This is a genomic window from Streptomyces sp. NPDC096048, from assembly GCF_044763415.1.
Lineage (GTDB): Bacteria > Actinomycetota > Actinomycetes > Streptomycetales > Streptomycetaceae > Streptomyces.
This window is the reverse complement of record NZ_JBIWGG010000014.1, coordinates 187,014-205,786: the sequence shown is the minus strand read 5'-3', so window position 1 is coordinate 205,786 and position 18,773 is coordinate 187,014. Positions and strand designations below refer to the sequence as shown.

Below are 18,773 nucleotides of genomic sequence, written 5' to 3'. Positions count from 1 at the left end.
CGTACAGGGCGCGTTCACGCTCCACGAGCAGGGGCAGCGGGTCGGAGGTGGTGACCAGTTCCCGCAGCGGGTGCCGGGCCAGCACCGCGTCCACCCGAGGAGTCAGCGCCGCCGCCAATCGGGTGGCCACGGGCAGCGTGTCGTCGAGCAGAGCCGCGGCGGCGCCCAGCACCTCGGCACGCCCGGCGCCCTTGGGAACTCCCGAGGCGGCCCGCCGGTACAGCTCGGCGCCCTCCTCCAGGACGAGGCCGGTGTCGATACCGGCCGGCACCTTGACGCGCGCGTGGTGCTTCCAGGTGGCGACGGGGTCGCTCCACGCCTCCACCCGGTAGGTCCAGTTGCCCGGGGCGTCCGGGGTGACCTCGGCGCCCCAGCGGTCGCTGCCCGGGGCCAGCTCCCGCATCGGCGTCCACGGGCCCGGCCGGCCCTCGGGGTCCTTCAGTACGACGTTGGCGGCGACCGCGTCGTGCCCCTCGCGGAACACGGTGGCGGTGACCTCGAACGTCTCTCCCGCCACCGCCTTCGCCGGCCGTCTGCCGTTCTCCACCACCGGGTGGACGTCCCGTACCGGGATACGCCCGATCTCCACGGTCGTACTCATCCGTTCTCACCTCCGCCGTGCTCGGGGCCGGGCCACAGGGCCCGGCCGTTCGGGTCAAGCCGCGCCGGAGGGGGTCTTCCGCCCCGACGGGGCGATCAGGTCCGCCTCTTCCTGCGCATGGGTGACCAGGTTCGTTCGCAGATACCGCTCGGCGGCGTCCGCGGCCTCGCGTGCGCACCGCTTTCCCATCAGCACGCAGAGGGTGTAACCGGAGTCCTCGAAGGTGGACCGGACGGCCACGTCCGCCGGGGACGCGAGCATCGAGCGTTCCCAGGCGCGGTAACGCCGCAGCTGCCGGGCGACTTCGCTCTTCGCGGGAAGCAGCATGGCCGGTCACCTTCCGGACGGTCCGGGGGTACGGACGATCGAGTTCTTCACACATGGTGCACGGGTGGTGACGCCCCGTCTTGTTGGATCTTCAACTGCTTTCTCGTGTTGCACGAATGGACTACTGCTCCCACTCTGGAGTGACTCAGAAGCGATCAGTGCTCACGCTTCGTGTTCGGGGAGCTCGTCCCCCAAGGGGCGAGGAGGAGCGAGAGCTTTCGCGGTGAGGAGCCACGACGATGAAGACCGCAGTGCCCTGCTACTACCACCTCGATGTGGAAGTGAGCCCGGAACGGGTCGGACAGGTCAGGCGCATCCTGGCCGCTCACCTCCGGTTCTGGAACCTGGAGAACCTCGTCGAACCCGTCTGCTCGGGCGCCGAAATGCTGCTTCGGGCGATCGACGAGCACGCGAGCGACAAGAACACGTCGATCGAGATGTGGTGGAACCACCAGCACCTCATCACGGCCGTGGGGGGCAACGACCACGCGCTCCGTCCCGACCAGGACCTGCGCAGCTGCCTGCAGCACCTCGCCGCCACCAGCGACGGCTGGGGCTGCTGCGCCGCCGACACCGGGGCCAAGGTCATCTGGTTCTCGCAGCGCGCCCGGGCCGGCGAACGCGTCCCGCTGGTGGCGACGCCGCCGGAGCCGATCACGCAGGAGGGGCTGGAAGTGCCGCGAGAGGTCATGCCGGTGGCCCGGGTGGCCGGTCCGGCCAGTAGGACGAACGGCGTTCTGGAGGAGGCCCGGTGACCCGCGCCAGGCCGAACTGGAAGGGGTCGCCCGTGTGGAGCGGGCACCCCTATCCCCTGGGGGCCGCGTACGACGGACAGGGCACCAACTTCGCGCTGTTCAGCGAGGTCGCCGAGAGCGTCGACCTCGTCCTCGTCGACGACGACGGCACCCACAGCACGATCCCGCTGCCCGACGTCGACGGCTTCGTCTGGCACTGCTACCTGCCCGGCGTCGGCCCGGGGCAGCGCTACGGCTACCGGGTCCACGGTCCGTGGGCCCCTGCCGTGGGCCACCGCTGCAACCCGGCGAAGCTGCTCCTCGACCCGTACACCCGGGCCGTGGACGGGATGGTGGACAACCACGCCTCCCTCTTCGAGCGGGCCAGGGGCAGGGCCGACCCGGGCGACAGCGCCGGGCACACCATGCTCGGCGTGGTCACCGACCCGTTCTTCGACTGGGGCGACGACCGCCCGCCGGGGCGCCCGTACTCGGAGAGCGTGATCTACGAGGCGCACGTCCGCGGTCTCAGCCGCACCCACCCCGACGTGCCCGAGGAACTGCGCGGCACCTACGCCGGTTTGGCGCACCCGGCGGTCGTGGAACACCTGACGTCCCTGGGTGTGACCGCCGTGGAGCTGATGCCGGTGCACCAGTTCGTGCACGACGGCCACCTCCAGGACCGGGGCCTGTCCAACTACTGGGGCTACAACACCATCGGCTTCTTCGCGCCCCACAACGGCTACGCCGCACGCGGCACCCGCGGGCAGCAGGTCGCCGAGTTCAAGTCGATGGTGAAGACCCTGCACGAGGCCGGCCTGGAAGTGATCCTCGACGTCGTCTACAACCACACCGCCGAGGGCAACGAGAAGGGCCCCACCCTCTCCTTCCGCGGCATCGACAACGCCTCGTACTACCGCCTGGTGGACGGCGACTGGCAGCACTACTACGACACCACCGGCACCGGCAACAGCCTGCTGATGCGGCATCCCTACGTACTTCAGCTGATCATGGACTCGCTGCGGTACTGGGTCACCGAGATGCACGTCGACGGTTTCCGCTTCGACCTCGCCGCCACCCTGGCCCGGCAGTTCCACGAGGTGGACCGGCTGTCGGCGTTCTTCGACCTCATCCAGCAGGACCCGGTGATCAGCCGCGTCAAACTGATCGCCGAGCCCTGGGACGTCGGGGAGGGCGGCTACCAGGTGGGCAACTTCCCGCAGCTGTGGTCGGAGTGGAACGGCATGTACCGGGACGCGGTACGCGACTTCTGGCGTGGCGAGGAGCACACGCTCGGCGAGTTCGCCTCCCGGCTGACCGGCTCCTCCGACCTGTACCAGCACAGCCGGCGCCGCCCCCGCGCCAGCGTCAACTTCGTGACCGCGCACGACGGGTTCACCCTGCGCGACCTCGTGTCCTACAACGACAAGCACAACGAGGCCAACGGAGAAGGCAACCGGGACGGCGAGAACCACAACCGGTCCTGGAACTGCGGCGCCGAGGGCGAGACGAAGGACCCGGCCGTCCGGGAGCTGCGCGGTCGCCAGCAGCGCAACTTCCTCGCCACGCTGCTGCTCTCGCAGGGCATCCCGATGCTCTGCCACGGCGACGAACTGGGCCGCACCCAGCGCGGCAACAACAACGCCTACTGCCAGGACAACGAGATCTCCTGGGTCGACTGGCGGCTGGACGAGGAACAGCGCGCGCTGCTGGACTTCGCCCGGCGCGTCATCGCGCTGCGGGCCGGCCACCCCGTCCTGCGCCGGCGCCGCTACTTCCGCGGCGAGACCCTCACCCACGCGGACCAGCCGCTGCCCGACCTGGTGTGGCTGCGGCCCGACGCGCGGGAGATGAGCGACGACGACTGGCAGCGCTCCGACGCGCACGCCGTCGGCGTCTTCCTCAACGGCGACGCCATCGCCGAGCCCGACCCGTGCGGCCGGCCGGTCGAGGACGACTCCTTCCTGCTGCTGTTCAACAGCCACTGGGAGCCGACGCCCTTCCGGCTGCCCGACGCCGCGTACGGCGAGCGGTGGACGACCTTGATCGACACCGCCGACCCGGAGGGCGTCCCCGACGAGGCGGAGCACAAGGCGGGCACCATGCTGACCGTCGAGCAGCGCAGTCTGGTGCTGCTCTCCCGGCCGTCCCGCACCGGCCGGTGAGCAGCCCGTGAGGTCAGCTGCCGAGGCGGCGCGCGGTCACCGTGAACTGCGCGCCGTCGACGTCCCGGAGCACGGCTTCGTCACTGCTCACGGACAGTACGCTGCCACCGTGCCGCTCCGCGGTACGGGCGCAGGCCGCGACGTCCTCGACCGCGAAGTGCACCTGCCAGTGCGGCCGGATGGCCGGATCGGGCGCCGCTCCCAGGGCGCCCGACTCGATGCGTGCCACCACGTCGCCCCGGCTGCGCAGGACCACCTCGTCGCCCTCGTACTGGACCTCGCAGCAGCCGCCGGCCCCCGCCCAGTCGAAGATCTCGCCGTAGAAGATGGCGGCGTCGAAGGCGTCACGGGTGTGCAGCCGGATGAAGGCGGGGCGCGAGGTGCGCCAGGTCTCCCAGTCAGAGAACAGCTCGCCCTCCCAGACCCCGAAGGTCGCACCGTCCCGGTCGGCCAGCAGAGCCGCCCGCCCGGGCGGGAGGGAGATCGGCCCGACCGCGGACGTGCCGCCCCGTTCCTGCACGCGGGACGCGGCCTCGTCGGCGCTGCGCACGGCGAAGTACGGCGTCCACGCGACCGCCATCTGCCACATCGCGGCCACCGCGGCGATCCCGGCGACCGGCACCCCGTCGGCCAGGGCGATCCGGAAGGGCTCGCCGAGCTTGGCGGGCCGCCACTGCCAGCCCAGTACGGCGGAGTAGAACTCCTCGGTCGCCTTCAGGTCACGGCTGGTCAGACTCACCCAGCAGGGGGCCCCGAACACGGAGTGCGTGGACAGGAGGCTCTCTGGGGCGGGGAAGGGCATGTCGTGGTTCATGGCAGTCGCGTCCTGGTCTCGTCCACCGGCAGTCACCGGCTCCACACCAGTGTCCGGCCGGGAGTGCGGCGGGCGCCTGCCGAGTACCCCGGGCGCGGCGCCGAAACGGTGGCGGACGAGCCCCGGACGGCCCAGTGGCGCAAGGAGGCGCAGGTGGCGACGATGGAGGCGTCGGAGCGGTCCCGCGCCGCACAGGCGGCGACGGCCCGCCGGATCCGGAGGTGACCATGCCCACGGACTGGGGCTCGGACCAGATCGGCTCGGACCAGACCGGCCCGGACCAGATCTTCCAGCTGCAGGAGCAGGTCCGGCAGCTGAAGGAGGCGGTCGTCTCGCACGCCGTCGTCGACCAGGCGATCGGGATGGTCGTCGTCCTCGGCAGGGTGACGCCGGACGAGGGATGGCTCGTCCTGAAGGAAGTTTCCCAGCATACGAACATCAAACTCCGCAATGTGGCGGAAATGGTACTCATCTGGGGGCGCGCCGGAGTGATGCCGCCGGAGATCCGTGCCGCTCTCGAGGAAGCCCTGGACCACCGCGGCCCCACGCAGATCCCAGGCGCCCCGCCGGAGGGCTGAGTCCGAGGAGCGCCGACCCGGGCGCCGACCCAAGCGCCGGGCTCGCGGAGGTCCGCTGAGCCCGCCTCAGCGGACCTCCGCGAGGATCTCGTCGCGGATCCGGTCGAAGCAGCCGCTGAGCAGCCGGGAGACGTGCATCTGGGAGATGCCGAGTTGCTGTGCGATCCGGCTCTGCGTCATCCCGCCGAAGAAGCGCAGGTAGAGGATGGTGCGCTCACGCTCGGGCAGCGCCTCCAGGCAGGGCCGGACGGCCACCCGGTCCACCACCGCGTCGAAGGCCGGATCCGGCCCGCCGAGCGCGTCCCCGAGGGCGTACCCGTCGGTGCCGGGCATCTCCGCCTCCAGCGAGAGGGCGGAGAAGCACTCCAGGGCCTCCATGCCGGTACAGACCTCGACCGCGGTCAGCTGCGCGTGGTCGGCGATCTCCTCGATGGTGGGGGCGCGTCCCGGCGTGGTCTGTGCCAGCTCCTTCGCGGATTTGCGCACCCGGTTGCGCAGGTCCTGGATCCGTCGCGGCACGTGCAGGGTCCACATGTGGTCGCGGAAGTGCCGTTTGATCTCGCCGGTCACGGTCGGGACGGCGTACGCCTCGAAGGCGTGTCCGCGCTCCGGGTCGTAGTGGTCGACGGCCTTGACCAGTCCCAGGGCCGCCACCTGGTAGAGATCCTCCAGGTTCTCGCCTCGGCCCCGGAAGCGGACCGCGATCCGCTCGGCCATGGGCAGCCACACCTGGATCAGTTCGTCCCGCAGCGCCTTGCGCTCCGGGCCCTCGGGCAGCCCCGCGAGCCGGTCGAAGGCCGCGGCCGTGTCGGGGGCGTCGTCGTGGGGGTGGGGCTTGGTTCTGCCGGCGATACGCATCATGCGCACCTCCCTCAGCAGGGGTGCGGGCAAGTCCTCATATATATGGATACTGAGCGCGAATGCCTCGGACGGCCACCCGAACGGCTGCGGACCGGTGAGCGAGACGGTGCCGCCGCCGAACGTGATGTGCGGCACGCTCCGGGTGATCGTCCGGCGGGGGCGTCGGCGGATACTTCCTGCGCAACGCATGATCACTGATCAAAAGGGGCGAAGTCCCTGGCCACAGCGCATTCCGCTCATTTGACAGTGCACTGAGCGCACAGATAGGAAGCAGCGTCGAGAGGTCGAGAGGGGCACCGTGTACGAGCCGAACGTGGTCGGGGACTGGCAGGAGTACGACGAGCACGCCGGTCTGCGGGTCCGCGTCCACCGACTTGAGCCGGCCGAGCCGCCGCGTGGACGCGACGACGCCGCCGAGGGGCTGACGTACTTCTGTGTCCGGGTGACCGTCGAGAACCGGGGCGCCCGGCATCTCGGCATTCACCTGGAGGACGGCCAGATCGACGTGCGGATCGGCCCCGACGGGGAGAGCGCCTTCCTCGACTGGCGCAACTCCCAGTTCGTCGAGGGCTTCGACGTCTACCCGCTGCGTAGGGCCACCGCCGTGCTCTACGCGGCCGGCCCGGAGGCGAGCCTCGGCCAGGTCGACGTCCAGGTGCAGTTGCGGGTGGACGAGGAGTGGGCCGACCGGCGGCTGTGGACCGGCGGACTCGGGACGCCCGACGGGAGCACCGGAACCCTTTCCGGCACGGTGCGTGACGACGGGCTGGCGCACCAGGTGAGCGCCTTCCTGCGGGACCAGGCGGAGGAGGGCACCGCCTGAATCCCCGGCAGGTGGCGCCTCAGTGCGCGATGCCGTCGATGATCTCGCGGGCGCCCTGACGCAGCAGGGCGACGGCGACCGACGTGCCGAGCGTCGCCGGGTCGAGCCGGCCGGCCCACTCGTGGGCGTTGAGCCGGGTCTTGCCGTCCGGGGTGAAGACGCAGGCCCGCAGGGAGAGTTCCCCGCTCCGGTCCACGCGGGCGTATCCGGCGATCGGGCTGTTGCAGTGCCCCTGGAGCACGTGCAGGAACATGCGTTCCGCCGTCGCCTCCCGATGGGTCGCCGGGTGACCGAGACCGCTGACCGCGTCGATGAGCGCGGTGTCGCCCTCACGGCACTGCAGGGCGAGGATGCCCGCGCCGATCGGCGGCATCATCGTCTCGGGGGAGAGGACCTCGCTGATCACATCACGGCGGCCGATGCGCTCCAGACCGGAGACCGCGAGGAGCAGGGCGTCCGCCTCACCGGCGGCCAGCTTCGCCAGCCGCCGGTTGGCGTTGCCCCGGAAAGGCACGCACTGGAGGTCGGGGTGGGTGGCGGCCAGCTGGGCGACGCGGCGCACCGAGGAGGTGCCGACGCGGGTCCCGGCCGGCAGCTCGTCCAGGGTGAGACCCTCCGGATGGATCAGCGCGTCCCGGATGTCGTCCCGCTCGAGGAACGCGGCGAACACCGTGCCCGCCGGCAGCGGCCGGTCCGCGGGCACGTCCTTGACGCAGTGCACCGCCAGATCGGCCTCGCCCGACAGCAGCGCGGCGTCCACCTCCTTGGTGAACGCGCCCTTGCCCTCCACGAGCGACAGGTCGCCGAGCCACTTGTCGCCGGTGGTCTTCACCGGCACGACCTCGGTGCGCACGCCGGGGTGGAGGGCCGCCAACTCGGCCCGGACGCGCTCGACCTGCGCCAGGGCCATGGGAGAGTCGCGGGAGACGATGCGGATCATTTCGGGGACGGACATGCGGACACGATAGTGCTCCCGGGGGCGAGTTGGCCGCGTGGTTCGCCCGACCGGCCCCGCCCGCCCGGCCGCGGCCGCCTCAGGCGTTCGGGTCGAAGGAGATGCCGGAGGGCTTGGCGGCCGCCAGGTGGGAGGCGAAGCTGCCGTCCTTCAGGCCGAAGTTGGCGCTGCCGAAGTCGTAGGAGCTCAGCTTCTCGCGCAGGCCGGCCGGATAGCCGTTCCAGCCGACCAGCGTCGGGTACTGCCAGCCGCCCTTGTGGTTCTCCGGCGGCTCGTCGCCCGAGGTCGCCAGGCGGAAGCAGTGGGTGCTGATGCCGTCCTTGTGGTAGACGATCTTCGGGTGGGTGCCGTCGAAGCGGACCGCCGACCGCGCGTGCACGCTGAACGAGCCGTGGTTCGAGGTCGAGACGTACTCCACGCTGCCGTCCCGGACCCACACCACGACGTGCTCCCAGTCGTGCCGGTGACCGCCGAGACTGCTGCCGGGCAGCGCCTGGTCCTTCTCGAAGTAGAGGCCGTACAGGTAGGCGCACCAGCCGTTGTCGCACTTGGCGCGCGAGTAACCGTTGGTGTTGTCCAGGTCGGAGGCGTCCCGGCAGTCGCCGTTCAGGGCCCCGGTCGGCTTGAGCCCGCCGTTGACCGCTCCGTCGGAGCCGATGGCCGGTGTGGGATAGCAGCCGTCGGTGTCGTAGTCGTAGGCGGGCTGGTACGCCCGCTCCAGGCTGTCGGCGTTGCCGGGCAGCCCCGGGGGCGGAGCGGCGAAGGCGGTGGCGGGGAAGGCGACGACGAGGGCGAGGGCACCGAGCGGTGCGGCGAGCCATCTCTTGCGGCGGGTTCCGGCGGTACGCGAAGACACCGCGTCCTCCTCTGATTCCGGGCGCAGCCCAACGGCTGTGGGGAGAAAGGGAGTTCAGGATCCCGCCTTTTCACTTCCGGGCCAAGGGGTCACGTGCGTCCCCGCGGTGAAGGGCAGCCCAATACTTGACCCCGCGTCACGCGGATCACACCATGTCGTCCGGAATGTCGGCGGCCGACTCCTCGGGCGCGAGGTCCGGGCGGAGCCTGAGCCAGGACGGCTGGCGCAGCATGCCCTCCCGGGTGCGGGTGCTGTAGCGGACCTCGCCGACCAGCCGGGGGACGACCCAGCGGGCGCCCGGTACCGGCGGTGCGGGGTGGAAGGGGCACACGTCCGTCGCGGCGGCCCGCAGCAGTGCGGCCAGCTCGGTGCGCTCGGCCGCGCTCCAGCCGGTGCCGACCCCGCCGACGTAGCGCAGCCGGCCTGCGGCGCGCTGGCCGACCAGGACGGCGCCCGGCAGGCCCGAGAGCCGTCCCTTGCCGGGCAGCCAGCCGCCGACCACGACGTCCTCGCTGCGCATGTTGCGGATCTTGATCCAGGCCCGGGAGCGGACCCCCGGCTCGTACACCGAGTCCAGCCGCTTGCACACCAGGCCCTCCAGGCCGTGCTCGCGGGTGGCCCGCAGCGCCTGCTCGCCGTGGCCGACCAGCGCGGCCGGCGTCGACCAGGACGGCCCGCCGAGACCGAGGTCCGTCAGCCGTTCGCGGCGGTGGGTGTAGGGGAGGCGCAGCAGGGGCCGGCCCGCCAGGTGCAGGGCGTCGAACAGCACCAGATGGACGGGGACCTTCACCGCCCGGTGCGCCGCCCGGCCCGGCGCGTGGGCCAGGCCCATGCGGGACTGCAGCAACTGGAAGTCGGCGCGGCCCCGTTCGTCCAGCGCGAGCACCTCCCCGTCCAGCACGGCGGCGGTGGAGCCGAGCGCGGTGCCGAGCGGTGCCAGTTCGGGGTAGGCGGCCGTGATGTCGTGGCCGGAGCGGGCGCGCAGCCGCACACTGCCGTCGCCGGGCAGGTAGACCACCACGCGCTGGCCGTCCTGCTTGGTCTCGTAGGCCCAGCGCGCGTCCTGCGCGGCGGAGGGCAGGGCACCGGGGGTGGCGAGCATGGGAGGGATCAGCGGCAGCTCCACGGGTCAGGTCTCGACCCGTCCGTGCGCCGTCACGCGCGTTGTCCGCCAGGTTCGCCTGAACGGCGCCGGCCCCGGGACGAGGCCGGCGCCGTCGCCGTCGCCGTCAGCGGACGGAGGCGGCGGCCGCCGCGTCGACGCCGGGGACCGGTGCCATGTGCGCCCGGACCGGTGGCGGGGCGGTGCCGGGGGATGAAGGACGCGATCACGAAGGCGAGCAGGGCGGCGCCCGCGCCGATGGCCATGACGTCCTGGAACGCGTTCCCTTCCCGGACGGCGGCGCGAAGCCGCCGAGGCCGACGGAGGGCGTGCGGGTGCGGCGGAAGAGGACCGGAAGGTGCGCTCAGTCGCGTTACGCGACGAGAGGGTGGAGCACGCGACAGCGGCAGCACGACCGGCTGATGGTCCTCGCGGACGTGCCGCTCGACCGGGCCGCCGTGGCGCCGCCGCGTCAGGTGGCCGTCTCCGAGCCGCCGCGCCCGGGGGAGCCGGCCGCCCGGCTGGGCGTGGGGGCCTCGCACGTCACGCGCACGGTGCGGCGGTCGCAGCGGACGGGATACGCCGGCCGCGTCCCCGATCCCGACGACCGCGGTGCCCAGCGCATCGAGCTCCCCGAGGCCGGCCGTGAGGCGCCGCGCGCCTGTGCGAGGCCGGAGCCCGCGGCATGCAGCCGGCCCTGGCCGACTGGTCCCCCGGGGAACTGCGGCAGCTCGCCACCCTCTTCCACCGCACGGTCGACGACTTCCTCGGCTGCGGGGCGGACGAGGAGCCCGAGGGTCGGCCCACGGCGCCGACGCGGACCGTCCGACCGTCCGCCGGCCCCTCACCGCCCGCCGGCGTCGCCCGCCGCCGGCTCCTCGACGGCGTGCTCCGGCGGGGGCGGGGAGGGTTCACGCAGTCGGCACAGGAGGAGCCGGCCCACCGCGGGCAGAACCACCAGCGGCACCAGCGCGGCCCGCAGGGACGTCGCGTCGGCGAGCATGCCGACCGCCGGGGCCGCGAGGCCGCCGACACTCACCGTCAGCCCCAGCGTGACCCCGCTCGCCGTACCCACCCGGCGGGGCAGGTAGTCCTGGCCCAGCGTGATGTGCAGCGAGAACGGCACGTACAACCCCGCCGAGGTCAGCGCGACGAACAGGTACACCGCCGGACCGGGCACGAGGACGACGCCGGCCACCGCGAGGACCGTCAGGGCGTACGACCGCCGCACCACCTTCAGCCTCCCGAACCGGTCGGCGAGCCGGCCCCCGGCCACGGTGCCCACCGCGCCGCCCAGGTAGAGCACGAACAGAGCGACCGTCCCGGCCGTGCTCCCGCCGCCCGTCCGCTCCCGGACGTACAGCGACACGAACGTGCTCAGGCCGACGAAGACGACGGAACGGCAGACGACGGCACCGGTGAGACGGAGGAAGGAGGCCCAGTCGTCCGTCCCCGCCGCCACCGCCGTACGGCCGCCCGACGCGCGGGTCGCCCCGGCCGAAAGCACCGCCGCCCCGCACAGCGCGGCTCCCACCACCGCCGGTACGGCCAGCAGCGGAGAGGCGCCGAGGCCGCCGGTGGCGACGACGGCCCAGACCAGTGGCGGCGCCAGCGCGAAACCGACGTTGCCCCCCAGGGAGAACCAGCCCATCGCCGTGTGACTGCCCCGTGCGGCGGCCCGCGCGGCGCGGGCCGCCTCCGGGTGGTAGGCGGCGACCCCGACGCCTCCCACGGCGACCGCTGTCAGCGTGAGCGCGTAGGAGTCGGTGACGCCGCCCAGGGCGATCCCCGCTCCGGCGGTCAGCGTGCTCAGCGGCAGCAGCCACGGCAGCGCCCACCGGTCGGTGAGCGCCCCGAACAGCGGCTGCACCAGCGACGACAGCAGCGAGGCGGCCAGGACGACGCCCGAGGCGGCGGCGTAGGTGTAGGCGCGCTCGGCGACGAAGTACGGCACCAGGGCGGCCACCGCGCCCTGGTACACGTCGACGCAGGCGTGCCCGAGGGACAGCAGGACGATGGGCCGGTCGCGTTTCGAGATCACCCGTCGATCGTCGGGCCCACCGCACCTGGCCCGCTTCCGATAAACTGCCGACCTGTGCCGAACTTCCGCCACACCTCGACGAGCACCCGCAGGGCCCCCTCGGGAACCCGCGCCGCCCCGGCGGCCGGCAGGGAGGTCCCGGAGGTGGCCTCCGGCACCGGCGCCCGGCACACCCCGACGGCCCCCACCCGCGCCCAGCGGCTCACCGCCGGGCAGTGCATCGACGCGCACCGGCACGACGATCACCAGATCGTCTACGCGGGCTCCGGTGTCGTGGCCGTCACCACCGACGCCGGTACCTGGTTCGCGCCCGGTACCCGGGCCATCTGGATCCCGGCCGGCACCGTCCACGCCCACCGCGCGCACGGCCGCCTCGACCTGCACCTGGTCGGCCTGCCCGCCCGTGAGAACCCGCTCGGCCTGGACACCCCCGTCGTCCTCGCCGTCGGCCCGCTGCTGCGCGAGCTGATCGTCGCCTACACGCGCGACCCCCACGACACGGGCCCGGAGCGCCGGCGCCTCCTCGCCGTCCTGCGCGACCGACTGCGCGCCTCACCGCAGCAGCCGCTGCGACTGCCCACCCCCACCGACCCCCGGCTGGCGGCGGTCTGCGCGCTCGTCCACGCCGACCCCGCCGACCCGCGCACCCTCGCCGCGCTCGGTGCCGCCACCGGGACCGGGGAACGCACGCTCAGCCGCCTCTTCCGCCGCGAGTTCGGCATGACCTTCCCCCAGTGGCGCACCCAGTCCCGCCTCTACCACGCCCTGCGCATGCTCGCCGACGACGTCCCCGTCACCGCCGTCGCGCACCGTTGCGGCTGGTCCTCCGCCAGCGCGTTCATCGAGGTCTTCCGGCGCTCGTTCGGCTACACCCCGGGCAGTCACAACCGCCGTACGTGAGCCCGCCGCCTCCCGTTCCTTACCGTCGAGTAATATCGCGCGGCAGGCCCCTGGAGGAGGAACCGTGTCCCGGTCCGAACGCTCACCCCTGTTGCTCGCCGGCCTGCTGGCCGCCGCGGGCGTCGCCCACTTCGCCCGCCCCCGCACCTTCGACGCGATCGTGCCGCGCGGCCTGCCCGGCACGCCCCGGGCTTGGACGTACGCCAGTGGCGTCGCCGAACTCGCGCTCGCCGCGGGCATCGCACTGCCGCGCACTCGCAAGGCCGCCGCGCTGACCACGGCCGCGTTCTTCGTCGGAGTGTTCCCGGCCAACGTCAAGATGGCCGTGGGCTGGCGGCACCGCCCCGCACCGCAGAAGGCCGCCGCCTACGGCCGGCTCCCCGTGCAGGTGCCGCTCGTGCTGTGGGCCCGCGGCGTCGCCAAGGGCAGCGAGGGCCGGTCGTGAGCCGGGCCCCGGCCGTGGGGGACACGGTCGACGACTTCACGCTCCCGGACGAGACCGGCACCCCGCGCAGCCTGTCCGGGCTGCTCGCCGACGGTCCGGTCGTGCTGTTCTTCTATCCCGCCGCCCTGACCTCCGGCTGCACCGCGGAGGCCTGCCACTTCCGCGACCTCGCCGCCGAGTTCGCGGCGGTCGGCGCCCGCCCCGTCGGCGTCAGCGGGGACCCCGTCGAGCGGCAGCGGGAGTTCACCGGCCGCCACACCCTCGGCATGCCGCTGCTGTCCGACGCCGACGGCGCGGTCCGCGAGCTGTTCGGGGTGAGGCGAGGGTTCAGCCTGGCTCCCACCAAGCGGGTCACCTTCGTCATCGGGAAGGACCGCACCCTGCTCGAGGTCGTCCGCAGCGAGCTCAGGATGAACACGCACGCCGACCGCGCCCTGGCCGCCCTGCGCGCACACCAGGCGTAGTGGCACGCCCTCGCTCCGTCGCGGTTGAAACCATGCCGTAAAGGGTCAATCCTGGACGCTATGGAGCATCCCTCCGCTGTGGCGACCCTGGACACCCACGGAACGGTGACGGGGTGGAGCGAGGGCGCCCGGCGGCTGACCGGTTACCCGGCCGAGGAGGCCGTGGGGCGGGCAGGCCGGGAGCTGCTGGCCGAGGACGTGCCGGCGGACGTCCTGGCCGCCCTGTCCGGCACCGTACGGATGCGGCGCCGGGACGGCTCCTACGTCGCGCCCCGACTGCGGGCCTGCGCCTTGACAGGCGCCGACGGCAGGCCCGCCGGATACGCCGTCACCGTCGAACCGCCCGGCGGCGGGCACGCCTCGGTGGGGGAACTGGCCTTCGAGCAGGCGGCCATGTCGATGTCCGTCTTCGACACCCGCCAGCACTACCTGCGGCTCAACGAGGTGGCGTGTCAGGTCATGGGCGTGCCCGAGGAGGAGTTGACCGGCCGCCACTTCTCGGACTCCGTCGAGGACGCCGAGCACAGCCGGGGCTTCCTGCGCCACCTGCGCCAGGTCGCCGAGACGGGCCGACCGGTGCGCTACGAGAGCTTCACGGGCGCACCGGCCCTCAACCGCGACCACGCCTGGACCACCGAGATGTGGCCCGTGCGGGACGCCTCCGGCGAGCTGCTGGGGACCGCCCTGGCGGCCTTCGACAGCACCGAGCAGTACCGGGCGCGGGAGCGGCTGGCCCTGCTGAACGAGGCGGCGGCCGCCATCGGCACCACGCTGGACCTGGTGCGCACCGCCGAGGAACTGGTCGAGGTCGTGGTGCCGCGGTTCGCCGACTTCGCCAGTGTCGACCTGCTCGAATGGGTCCTGGGCGCGGAGGAGTCACCGGCGGTGTTCAGCGAGGAGGTCGCGCTGCGCCGGGTCGCGCACGGCTCCGTCACCGAGGGCACCCCGGAGGCGGCCGTGCACCTGGGGCACGTGGACGCCCACCCCGCCCTCTCGCCGCCCGCACGGGCGATGCGGGAAGGCCGGGTACTCGTCAGCCAGGCGGGCGAGCCGTCGTTCATGCACTGGGTCGCCGAGCGCAACGCGCGCGCTCCGGAGGGGCGCTCCCACCGTACGGGCGCCCACTCCATGATGGCGGTGCCGCTGCGCGCCCGCGGCATCACCCTGGGCGTCGCCGTGGCCGTGCGCATGGAACAGCCGGACGAGTTCGGCGGCGAGGACGCCGTGTTCGCCGAGGAACTCGCCAGCAGGGCCGCGGTCTGCATCGACAACGCCCGCCGCTTCGCCCGCGAGCGGGCCACCGCCCTGGCCCTCCAGCACAGCCTGCTCCCCAACGGACTGCCCGGTCAGGCGGCGGTCGAGGTGGCCCACCGCTATCTGCCCTCCGTGTCGGCGGCCGGCATCGGCGGCGACTGGTTCGACGTGATCCCGCTGTCCGGCAGCCGTGTCGCGCTCGTCGTCGGCGACGTCGTCGGCCACGGCATCCCGTCCACGGCGACCATGGGCCGCCTGTGCACCGCCGTCCGCACCCTCGCCGACGTCGACCTGCCCCCCGACGAACTCCTCACCCACCTCGACGACCTCGTCACCCACCTCGCGGCCGGCGACGCGGGCGACGAGGTCGCGGAACTGGGCGCCACCTGCCTCTACGCCGTCTACGACCCCGTCTCCCGCTGCCTGTCCCTGGCCTCGGCCGGCCATCCCGCGCCGGCCGTCGTCCTGCCCGACGGCACCACGCGGCTCGTCCGCATGACCGCCGGGCCGCCGCTCGGTGTCGGCGGACTGCCGTTCGAGGCGGCCGAGCTGCGACTGCCCGAGGGCTCCGTCGTCGCCCTCTACACCGACGGCCTCGTCGAGGACCGCGACCGCGACGTCGACCACGCCACCGCGGAACTGTGCCGGGCGCTGACCGCGCCCGCCGACTCGCTCGACGCCCTGTGCGACACCGTGCTCAAGGCCGTCATGCCGGAGGAGCCCAGTGACGACGTGGCGCTGCTGCTGGCCCGTATCCGCGCGCTGGGCACGGACCAGATCCGCACCTGGGACGTCCACCCGGACCCCTCGCACGTCGCCGCCACCCGGCGGTCCGTCACCGAGCAGCTGACGGAGTGGGGACTGGACGAGGCCGCGTTCGTCACCGAACTGGTCGTCAGTGAACTCGTCACCAACGCGATCCGGTACGGCGAGCCTCCCATCCAGCTGCGCCTCATCCGCGACAGCGCCCTCATCTGCGAGGTCTCCGACGGCAGCGCCACCTCACCGCACCTGCGCCGGGCCCACGCCTACGACGAGGGCGGGCGGGGCCTGCTGCTGGTCGCCCAGCTCACCGAGCGCTGGGGCAGCCGGCAGACGGGCACGGGCAAGACCATCTGGGCCGAACAGCCCCTGCCCGCGGGCTGACCGACCCGCCGGGACCACACCCCGCCCGGCGCCGTCCCGTCCCTACCCCGCGCGGTCCTCCGCGGCGACCCGCGCGAGCGTGCGGCCGGTCCGTGCGGACCGGGCACGCCGAGGGTCCGGGGTGCCGTGCCCGCGGGCCCCGCCGGCCGTCTTCACCAGGAGCCACGCCTCCTCGTCACCGCCCGCCCTCCCGCCGCGGAACCGGGTCAGCGCGTACTCGCCGCGCAGCTTCGCACCGTGCAGCCGGAACCTGGCGTGGCCGCGCGCGAGCGACTCCCCGAAGTCCACCGGCCGGCCCCGGCGGTCGTGGCTCAGCGGCTCGTAGGTGCCGTGGTCCCAGACGATGACCGTGCCGCCCCCGTACTCGCCCGCGGGGATCACCCCCTCGAACTCCTCGTACTCCAGCGGATGGTCCTCCGTCGGCACGGCCAGCCGCTTGTCGCTCGGATCCGCCGACGGCCCCTTCGGCACCGACCAGGACTTCAGCACGTCGGCCACCTGGAGCCGGAAGTCGAAGTGCAGGGTGCTCGCGTCGTGGATCTGCACGACGAAGCGGGGCGCCGCGCCCCCGGATCCTGGCGAGGGCGCCCCACGCCCCGCGGGCTCACCGGTCCGGCCGAAGTCACGCCTGCCGCGGTAGTCCCGCAGCCCGTTCCCCTCACCCACCCGCGGCTCCTTCCCGGGAGATGTGCGCCGACCGGGGCCGGGTACCCCGGTCAGAACTCCTCGTGCGCCTCCGGGTCGCCGCCGATCCGCCGGTGCGCGCGGTCCGCGACCGTGTGCATCTGGCCGGCGTCCAGCTCGAAGCCGAAGACGTCGAGGTTCGCCCGCTGCCGCGCGGGGTCGGAGGACTTCGGGATGGGCACCGCGCCGAGCTGGGTGTGCCAGCGCAGCACCGCCTGGGCGGGCGTCACGCCGTGCGCGTCGGCGACCGCGACCAGGGCCGGATCGTCCAGCAGGTCGCTGCCGCGCCCCAGCGGGCTCCAGCTCTCGGTGCGGATGCCCTTGCGCTCGTGGAAGGCGCGCAGCTCGTCCTGCGGGAAGAGCGGGTGCAGTTCGATCTGGTTGACGGACGGCAGGACACCGGTCTCCTTCTCCAGCCGTTCGATGTGTCCGGCCGTGAAGTTGGAGACGCCCACCGAGCGCACGAGGCCGTCGTCGCGCAGCTTGACCATGGCCTTCCAGGAGTCGACGTACTTGTCCACGCGGGGCAGCGGCCAGTGGATCAGGTACAGGTCGACGTACTCCAGGCCGAGCCGGGCACGGGACTCCTCGAACGAGGCGAGGGTCTCCTCGTAGCCGTGGTGCCGGCCGGGCAGCTTGGTCGTCACCACGATCTCCTCGCGGGGGACCCCGCCGGCGGCCACGCCGCGGCCGACGCCGGTCTCGTTGCGGTAGTTCGTCGCCGTGTCGATCAGGCGGTAGCCCGTCTCCAGGGCCACGCGGACCGCCCGCTCCGCCTCGTCGTCCTTCATCGGCCAGGTGCCCAGCCCCAGGGCGGGGAGCCGGGTTCCGTCGTTGAGCGTGTGCGTCGGGATGCTGATCACGGTGAGCCTTCCCTCGACCGGGTACGGCGGTGTGCCGCCCGTCCAGCGTCGCGCACGGAGCGAGTGGTGATCAACCGGACGGCGCGGGAGGGGTTCTGCCACGATCTCCGAGAGAGCCGACACGCACGACCGAACGGCCAACGGCCGACCGACCGACGGAGCGCGCATGACGACGGACAGGGCAACGGCAGAACGTACGGCGGCCGAGGAGGCGGCGGCCGAGGCGGCCGGGATCGAGGTGAGACCGGCCGCCGGGCACATCGGCGCCGAGATCGCCGGCGTCGACCTGGCCGGCGGCCTCGACGCGGCGCAGGTCGCGGCGGTCCGGGCGGCCGTGCTGCGCTGGAAGGTGGTCTTCTTCCGCGGCCAGCGCCTCGACCACGCCGGACACGTCGCGTTCGCGCGCCTCTTCGGCGAGCCGGTCGTCCTGCCCCGGCGCGGCAAGGCGTCACCGGCCGGCTTCCCGGAGGTCGAGACGACCGCCGACCGGCTGGAACTGGGCGGACGGTTCGGGATGGAGCACGACGAGTGGCTACGGCGCCGGCGCCACACGCTGCTGCGCGGCTGGCACTGCGACCACGGCGCCCGCGTCGACCCGCCGGCCGCCACGATCCTGCGCGCCGAGACGGTCCCGCCGTACGGCGGCGACACCACCTGGTCGAACCTCGCCGCCGCCTACGCGGGACTGTCCGCCCCGATGCGCGCCTTCGTCGACGGACTGCGCGCCGAACACCGCCTCGGCGTCGGCTACCAGCCCCGGCCGGGCGACGACGCCTACGTCCGTCACCTGCTCGACCACCAGACCGCGACCGTGCACCCGCTGGTCCGCGTCCACCCCGAGACGGGGGAGCGGGTGCTGTTCGTCAACGGCTACTACGTCGAGCAGATCGCCGGACTCTCCCGCCCCGAGAGCGCGGCGGTCCTGGAGCTGCTGCTGGAGCAGGCGACCCGGCCCGAGTACACCGTCCGCTTCCGCTGGGAGCCGGGCAGCGTCGCCTTCTGGGACAACCGGGCCACCATCCACCTCGCCCCCGGCGACAACGCCCACCTCGACCACCCCCGCACCATGCACCGCGTGATGCTCGCCGGCGACGTACCGGCCGGAGTCGACGGCGCCCCCTCGGAAGCGGTCGTCGGCAGCGCACCGGGACGCTGGTGAG

The 18,773-nt window shown here is 73.3% G+C and carries 20 protein-coding genes and 1 pseudogene; 11 read left to right on the top strand and 10 right to left on the bottom strand.

What is annotated here, in order from left to right; translation table 11 throughout:
- Together ACIQ6R_RS33130 and ACIQ6R_RS33125 are read right to left on the bottom strand one after the other, a co-directional pair.
- A partial coding sequence (locus ACIQ6R_RS33130; RefSeq protein WP_404225416.1) for a maltotransferase domain-containing protein occupies positions 1-601 on the bottom strand: 601 nt, incomplete at its 3' end.
- A 54-nt stretch (positions 602-655) separates the two neighbouring features.
- Positions 656-928 (bottom strand): DUF5133 domain-containing protein, encoded by a 273-nt coding sequence (locus tag ACIQ6R_RS33125; protein ID WP_404182897.1) that lies wholly within the window; start codon positions 926-928, stop codon positions 656-658.
- A 239-nt stretch (positions 929-1,167) separates the two neighbouring features.
- Here ACIQ6R_RS33125 and ACIQ6R_RS33120 point away from each other — a divergent pair, with 239 nt between their 5' ends.
- Positions 1,168-1,683, top strand: coding sequence for a pep a2 (locus ACIQ6R_RS33120; protein WP_404225415.1), 516 nt, complete (start codon positions 1,168-1,170; stop codon positions 1,681-1,683).
- Positions 1,680-3,827: a glycogen debranching protein GlgX gene (glgX, locus tag ACIQ6R_RS33115; RefSeq protein ID WP_404225413.1), complete on the top strand. Its 2,148-nt coding sequence runs from the start codon at positions 1,680-1,682 to the stop codon at positions 3,825-3,827. Before ACIQ6R_RS33120 ends, glgX begins: the two co-directional genes overlap by 4 nt.
- A gap of 13 nt (positions 3,828-3,840) precedes the next feature.
- Here glgX and ACIQ6R_RS33110 read toward each other — a convergent pair whose 3' ends face one another.
- Positions 3,841-4,641 (bottom strand): VOC family protein, encoded by an 801-nt coding sequence (locus ACIQ6R_RS33110; RefSeq protein WP_404225411.1) that lies wholly within the window; start codon positions 4,639-4,641, stop codon positions 3,841-3,843.
- On the opposite strand from ACIQ6R_RS33110, the gene ACIQ6R_RS33105 reads away from it, so the two are divergent.
- Together ACIQ6R_RS33105 and ACIQ6R_RS33100 are read left to right on the top strand one after the other, a co-directional pair.
- Positions 4,633-4,866 carry a hypothetical protein gene (locus ACIQ6R_RS33105; RefSeq protein ID WP_404225409.1) on the top strand — a complete coding sequence of 78 codons (234 nt, stop codon included), beginning with the start codon at positions 4,633-4,635 and terminating at the stop codon, positions 4,864-4,866. The two genes, ACIQ6R_RS33110 and ACIQ6R_RS33105, sit on opposite strands and share 9 nt — an antisense overlap.
- 2 nt (positions 4,867-4,868) lie before the next feature.
- Positions 4,869-5,219 (top strand): ANTAR domain-containing protein, encoded by a 351-nt coding sequence (locus ACIQ6R_RS33100; RefSeq protein WP_404225407.1) that lies wholly within the window; start codon positions 4,869-4,871, stop codon positions 5,217-5,219.
- Positions 5,220-5,285: 66 nt separating this feature from the next.
- On the opposite strand, the gene ACIQ6R_RS33095 is transcribed toward ACIQ6R_RS33100, so the two are convergent.
- Positions 5,286-6,077 (bottom strand): SigB/SigF/SigG family RNA polymerase sigma factor, encoded by a 792-nt coding sequence (locus ACIQ6R_RS33095; RefSeq protein WP_404225431.1) that lies wholly within the window; start codon positions 6,075-6,077, stop codon positions 5,286-5,288.
- A gap of 301 nt (positions 6,078-6,378) precedes the next feature.
- On the opposite strand from ACIQ6R_RS33095, the gene ACIQ6R_RS33090 reads away from it, so the two are divergent.
- Positions 6,379-6,903, top strand: a complete 525-nt coding sequence (locus tag ACIQ6R_RS33090; protein ID WP_404225406.1) for a hypothetical protein — start codon at positions 6,379-6,381, stop codon at positions 6,901-6,903.
- A gap of 19 nt (positions 6,904-6,922) precedes the next feature.
- Here ACIQ6R_RS33090 and hemC read toward each other — a convergent pair whose 3' ends face one another.
- From hemC to ligD, 3 genes are all read right to left on the bottom strand, one after another.
- Complete coding sequence (hemC, locus tag ACIQ6R_RS33085) at positions 6,923-7,858, bottom strand: hydroxymethylbilane synthase (RefSeq protein WP_404225404.1); 936 nt, start codon at positions 7,856-7,858, stop codon at positions 6,923-6,925.
- A gap of 79 nt (positions 7,859-7,937) precedes the next feature.
- Positions 7,938-8,714, bottom strand: a complete 777-nt coding sequence (locus ACIQ6R_RS33080; protein WP_404182872.1) for an NPP1 family protein — start codon at positions 8,712-8,714, stop codon at positions 7,938-7,940.
- Positions 8,715-8,859: 145 nt separating this feature from the next.
- Positions 8,860-9,840, bottom strand: a complete 981-nt coding sequence (gene ligD, locus ACIQ6R_RS33075) for a non-homologous end-joining DNA ligase (RefSeq protein WP_404225402.1) — start codon at positions 9,838-9,840, stop codon at positions 8,860-8,862.
- 311 nt (positions 9,841-10,151) lie between these two features.
- Between ligD and ACIQ6R_RS33070 the strand changes: the two are divergent.
- Positions 10,152-10,630 (top strand): annotated as a pseudogene (locus ACIQ6R_RS33070) (MarR family winged helix-turn-helix transcriptional regulator); the annotation flags it as partial.
- Positions 10,631-10,660: 30 nt separating this feature from the next.
- Here ACIQ6R_RS33070 and ACIQ6R_RS33065 read toward each other — a convergent pair.
- The gene (locus tag ACIQ6R_RS33065) at positions 10,661-11,857 is read right to left on the bottom strand and encodes an MFS transporter (protein WP_404225400.1); all 1,197 of its coding nucleotides are present in this window, start codon (positions 11,855-11,857) and stop codon (positions 10,661-10,663) included.
- A 144-nt stretch (positions 11,858-12,001) separates the two neighbouring features.
- On the opposite strand from ACIQ6R_RS33065, the gene ACIQ6R_RS33060 reads away from it, so the two are divergent.
- The 4 genes from ACIQ6R_RS33060 (at position 12,002) to ACIQ6R_RS33045 (ending at position 16,066) form a co-directional block, all read left to right on the top strand.
- Positions 12,002-12,757 carry an AraC family transcriptional regulator gene (locus ACIQ6R_RS33060; RefSeq protein WP_404225429.1) on the top strand — a complete coding sequence of 252 codons (756 nt, stop codon included), beginning with the start codon at positions 12,002-12,004 and terminating at the stop codon, positions 12,755-12,757.
- A gap of 64 nt (positions 12,758-12,821) precedes the next feature.
- Positions 12,822-13,202, top strand: a complete 381-nt coding sequence (locus tag ACIQ6R_RS33055; RefSeq protein WP_404225398.1) for a DoxX family protein — start codon at positions 12,822-12,824, stop codon at positions 13,200-13,202.
- A complete protein-coding gene (locus ACIQ6R_RS33050) occupies positions 13,199-13,666 on the top strand; it encodes a peroxiredoxin (protein ID WP_404182860.1) in 468 nt (155 codons plus the stop codon). Before ACIQ6R_RS33055 ends, ACIQ6R_RS33050 begins: the two co-directional genes overlap by 4 nt.
- Before the next feature lie 60 nt (positions 13,667-13,726).
- Positions 13,727-16,066 carry a SpoIIE family protein phosphatase gene (locus ACIQ6R_RS33045; RefSeq protein WP_404225396.1) on the top strand — a complete coding sequence of 780 codons (2,340 nt, stop codon included), beginning with the start codon at positions 13,727-13,729 and terminating at the stop codon, positions 16,064-16,066.
- A 42-nt stretch (positions 16,067-16,108) separates the two neighbouring features.
- Here the strand turns inward: ACIQ6R_RS33045 and ACIQ6R_RS33040 are convergent, their stop codons facing one another.
- Together ACIQ6R_RS33040 and ACIQ6R_RS33035 are read right to left on the bottom strand one after the other, a co-directional pair.
- Positions 16,109-16,732, bottom strand: a complete 624-nt coding sequence (locus tag ACIQ6R_RS33040; protein ID WP_404182854.1) for a DNA polymerase ligase N-terminal domain-containing protein — start codon at positions 16,730-16,732, stop codon at positions 16,109-16,111.
- A 50-nt stretch (positions 16,733-16,782) separates the two neighbouring features.
- Entirely contained in the window at positions 16,783-17,613 is an 831-nt protein-coding gene (locus ACIQ6R_RS33035; protein ID WP_404182851.1) for an aldo/keto reductase, read from the bottom strand.
- Between the two features lie 166 nt (positions 17,614-17,779).
- Between ACIQ6R_RS33035 and ACIQ6R_RS33030 the strand changes: the two genes are divergently transcribed.
- On the top strand, positions 17,780-18,772 hold the full coding sequence (locus ACIQ6R_RS33030; protein WP_404182848.1) for a TauD/TfdA dioxygenase family protein: 993 nt from the start codon (positions 17,780-17,782) through the stop codon (positions 18,770-18,772).
- The last annotated feature ends 1 nt before the right edge of the window (position 18,773 follow it).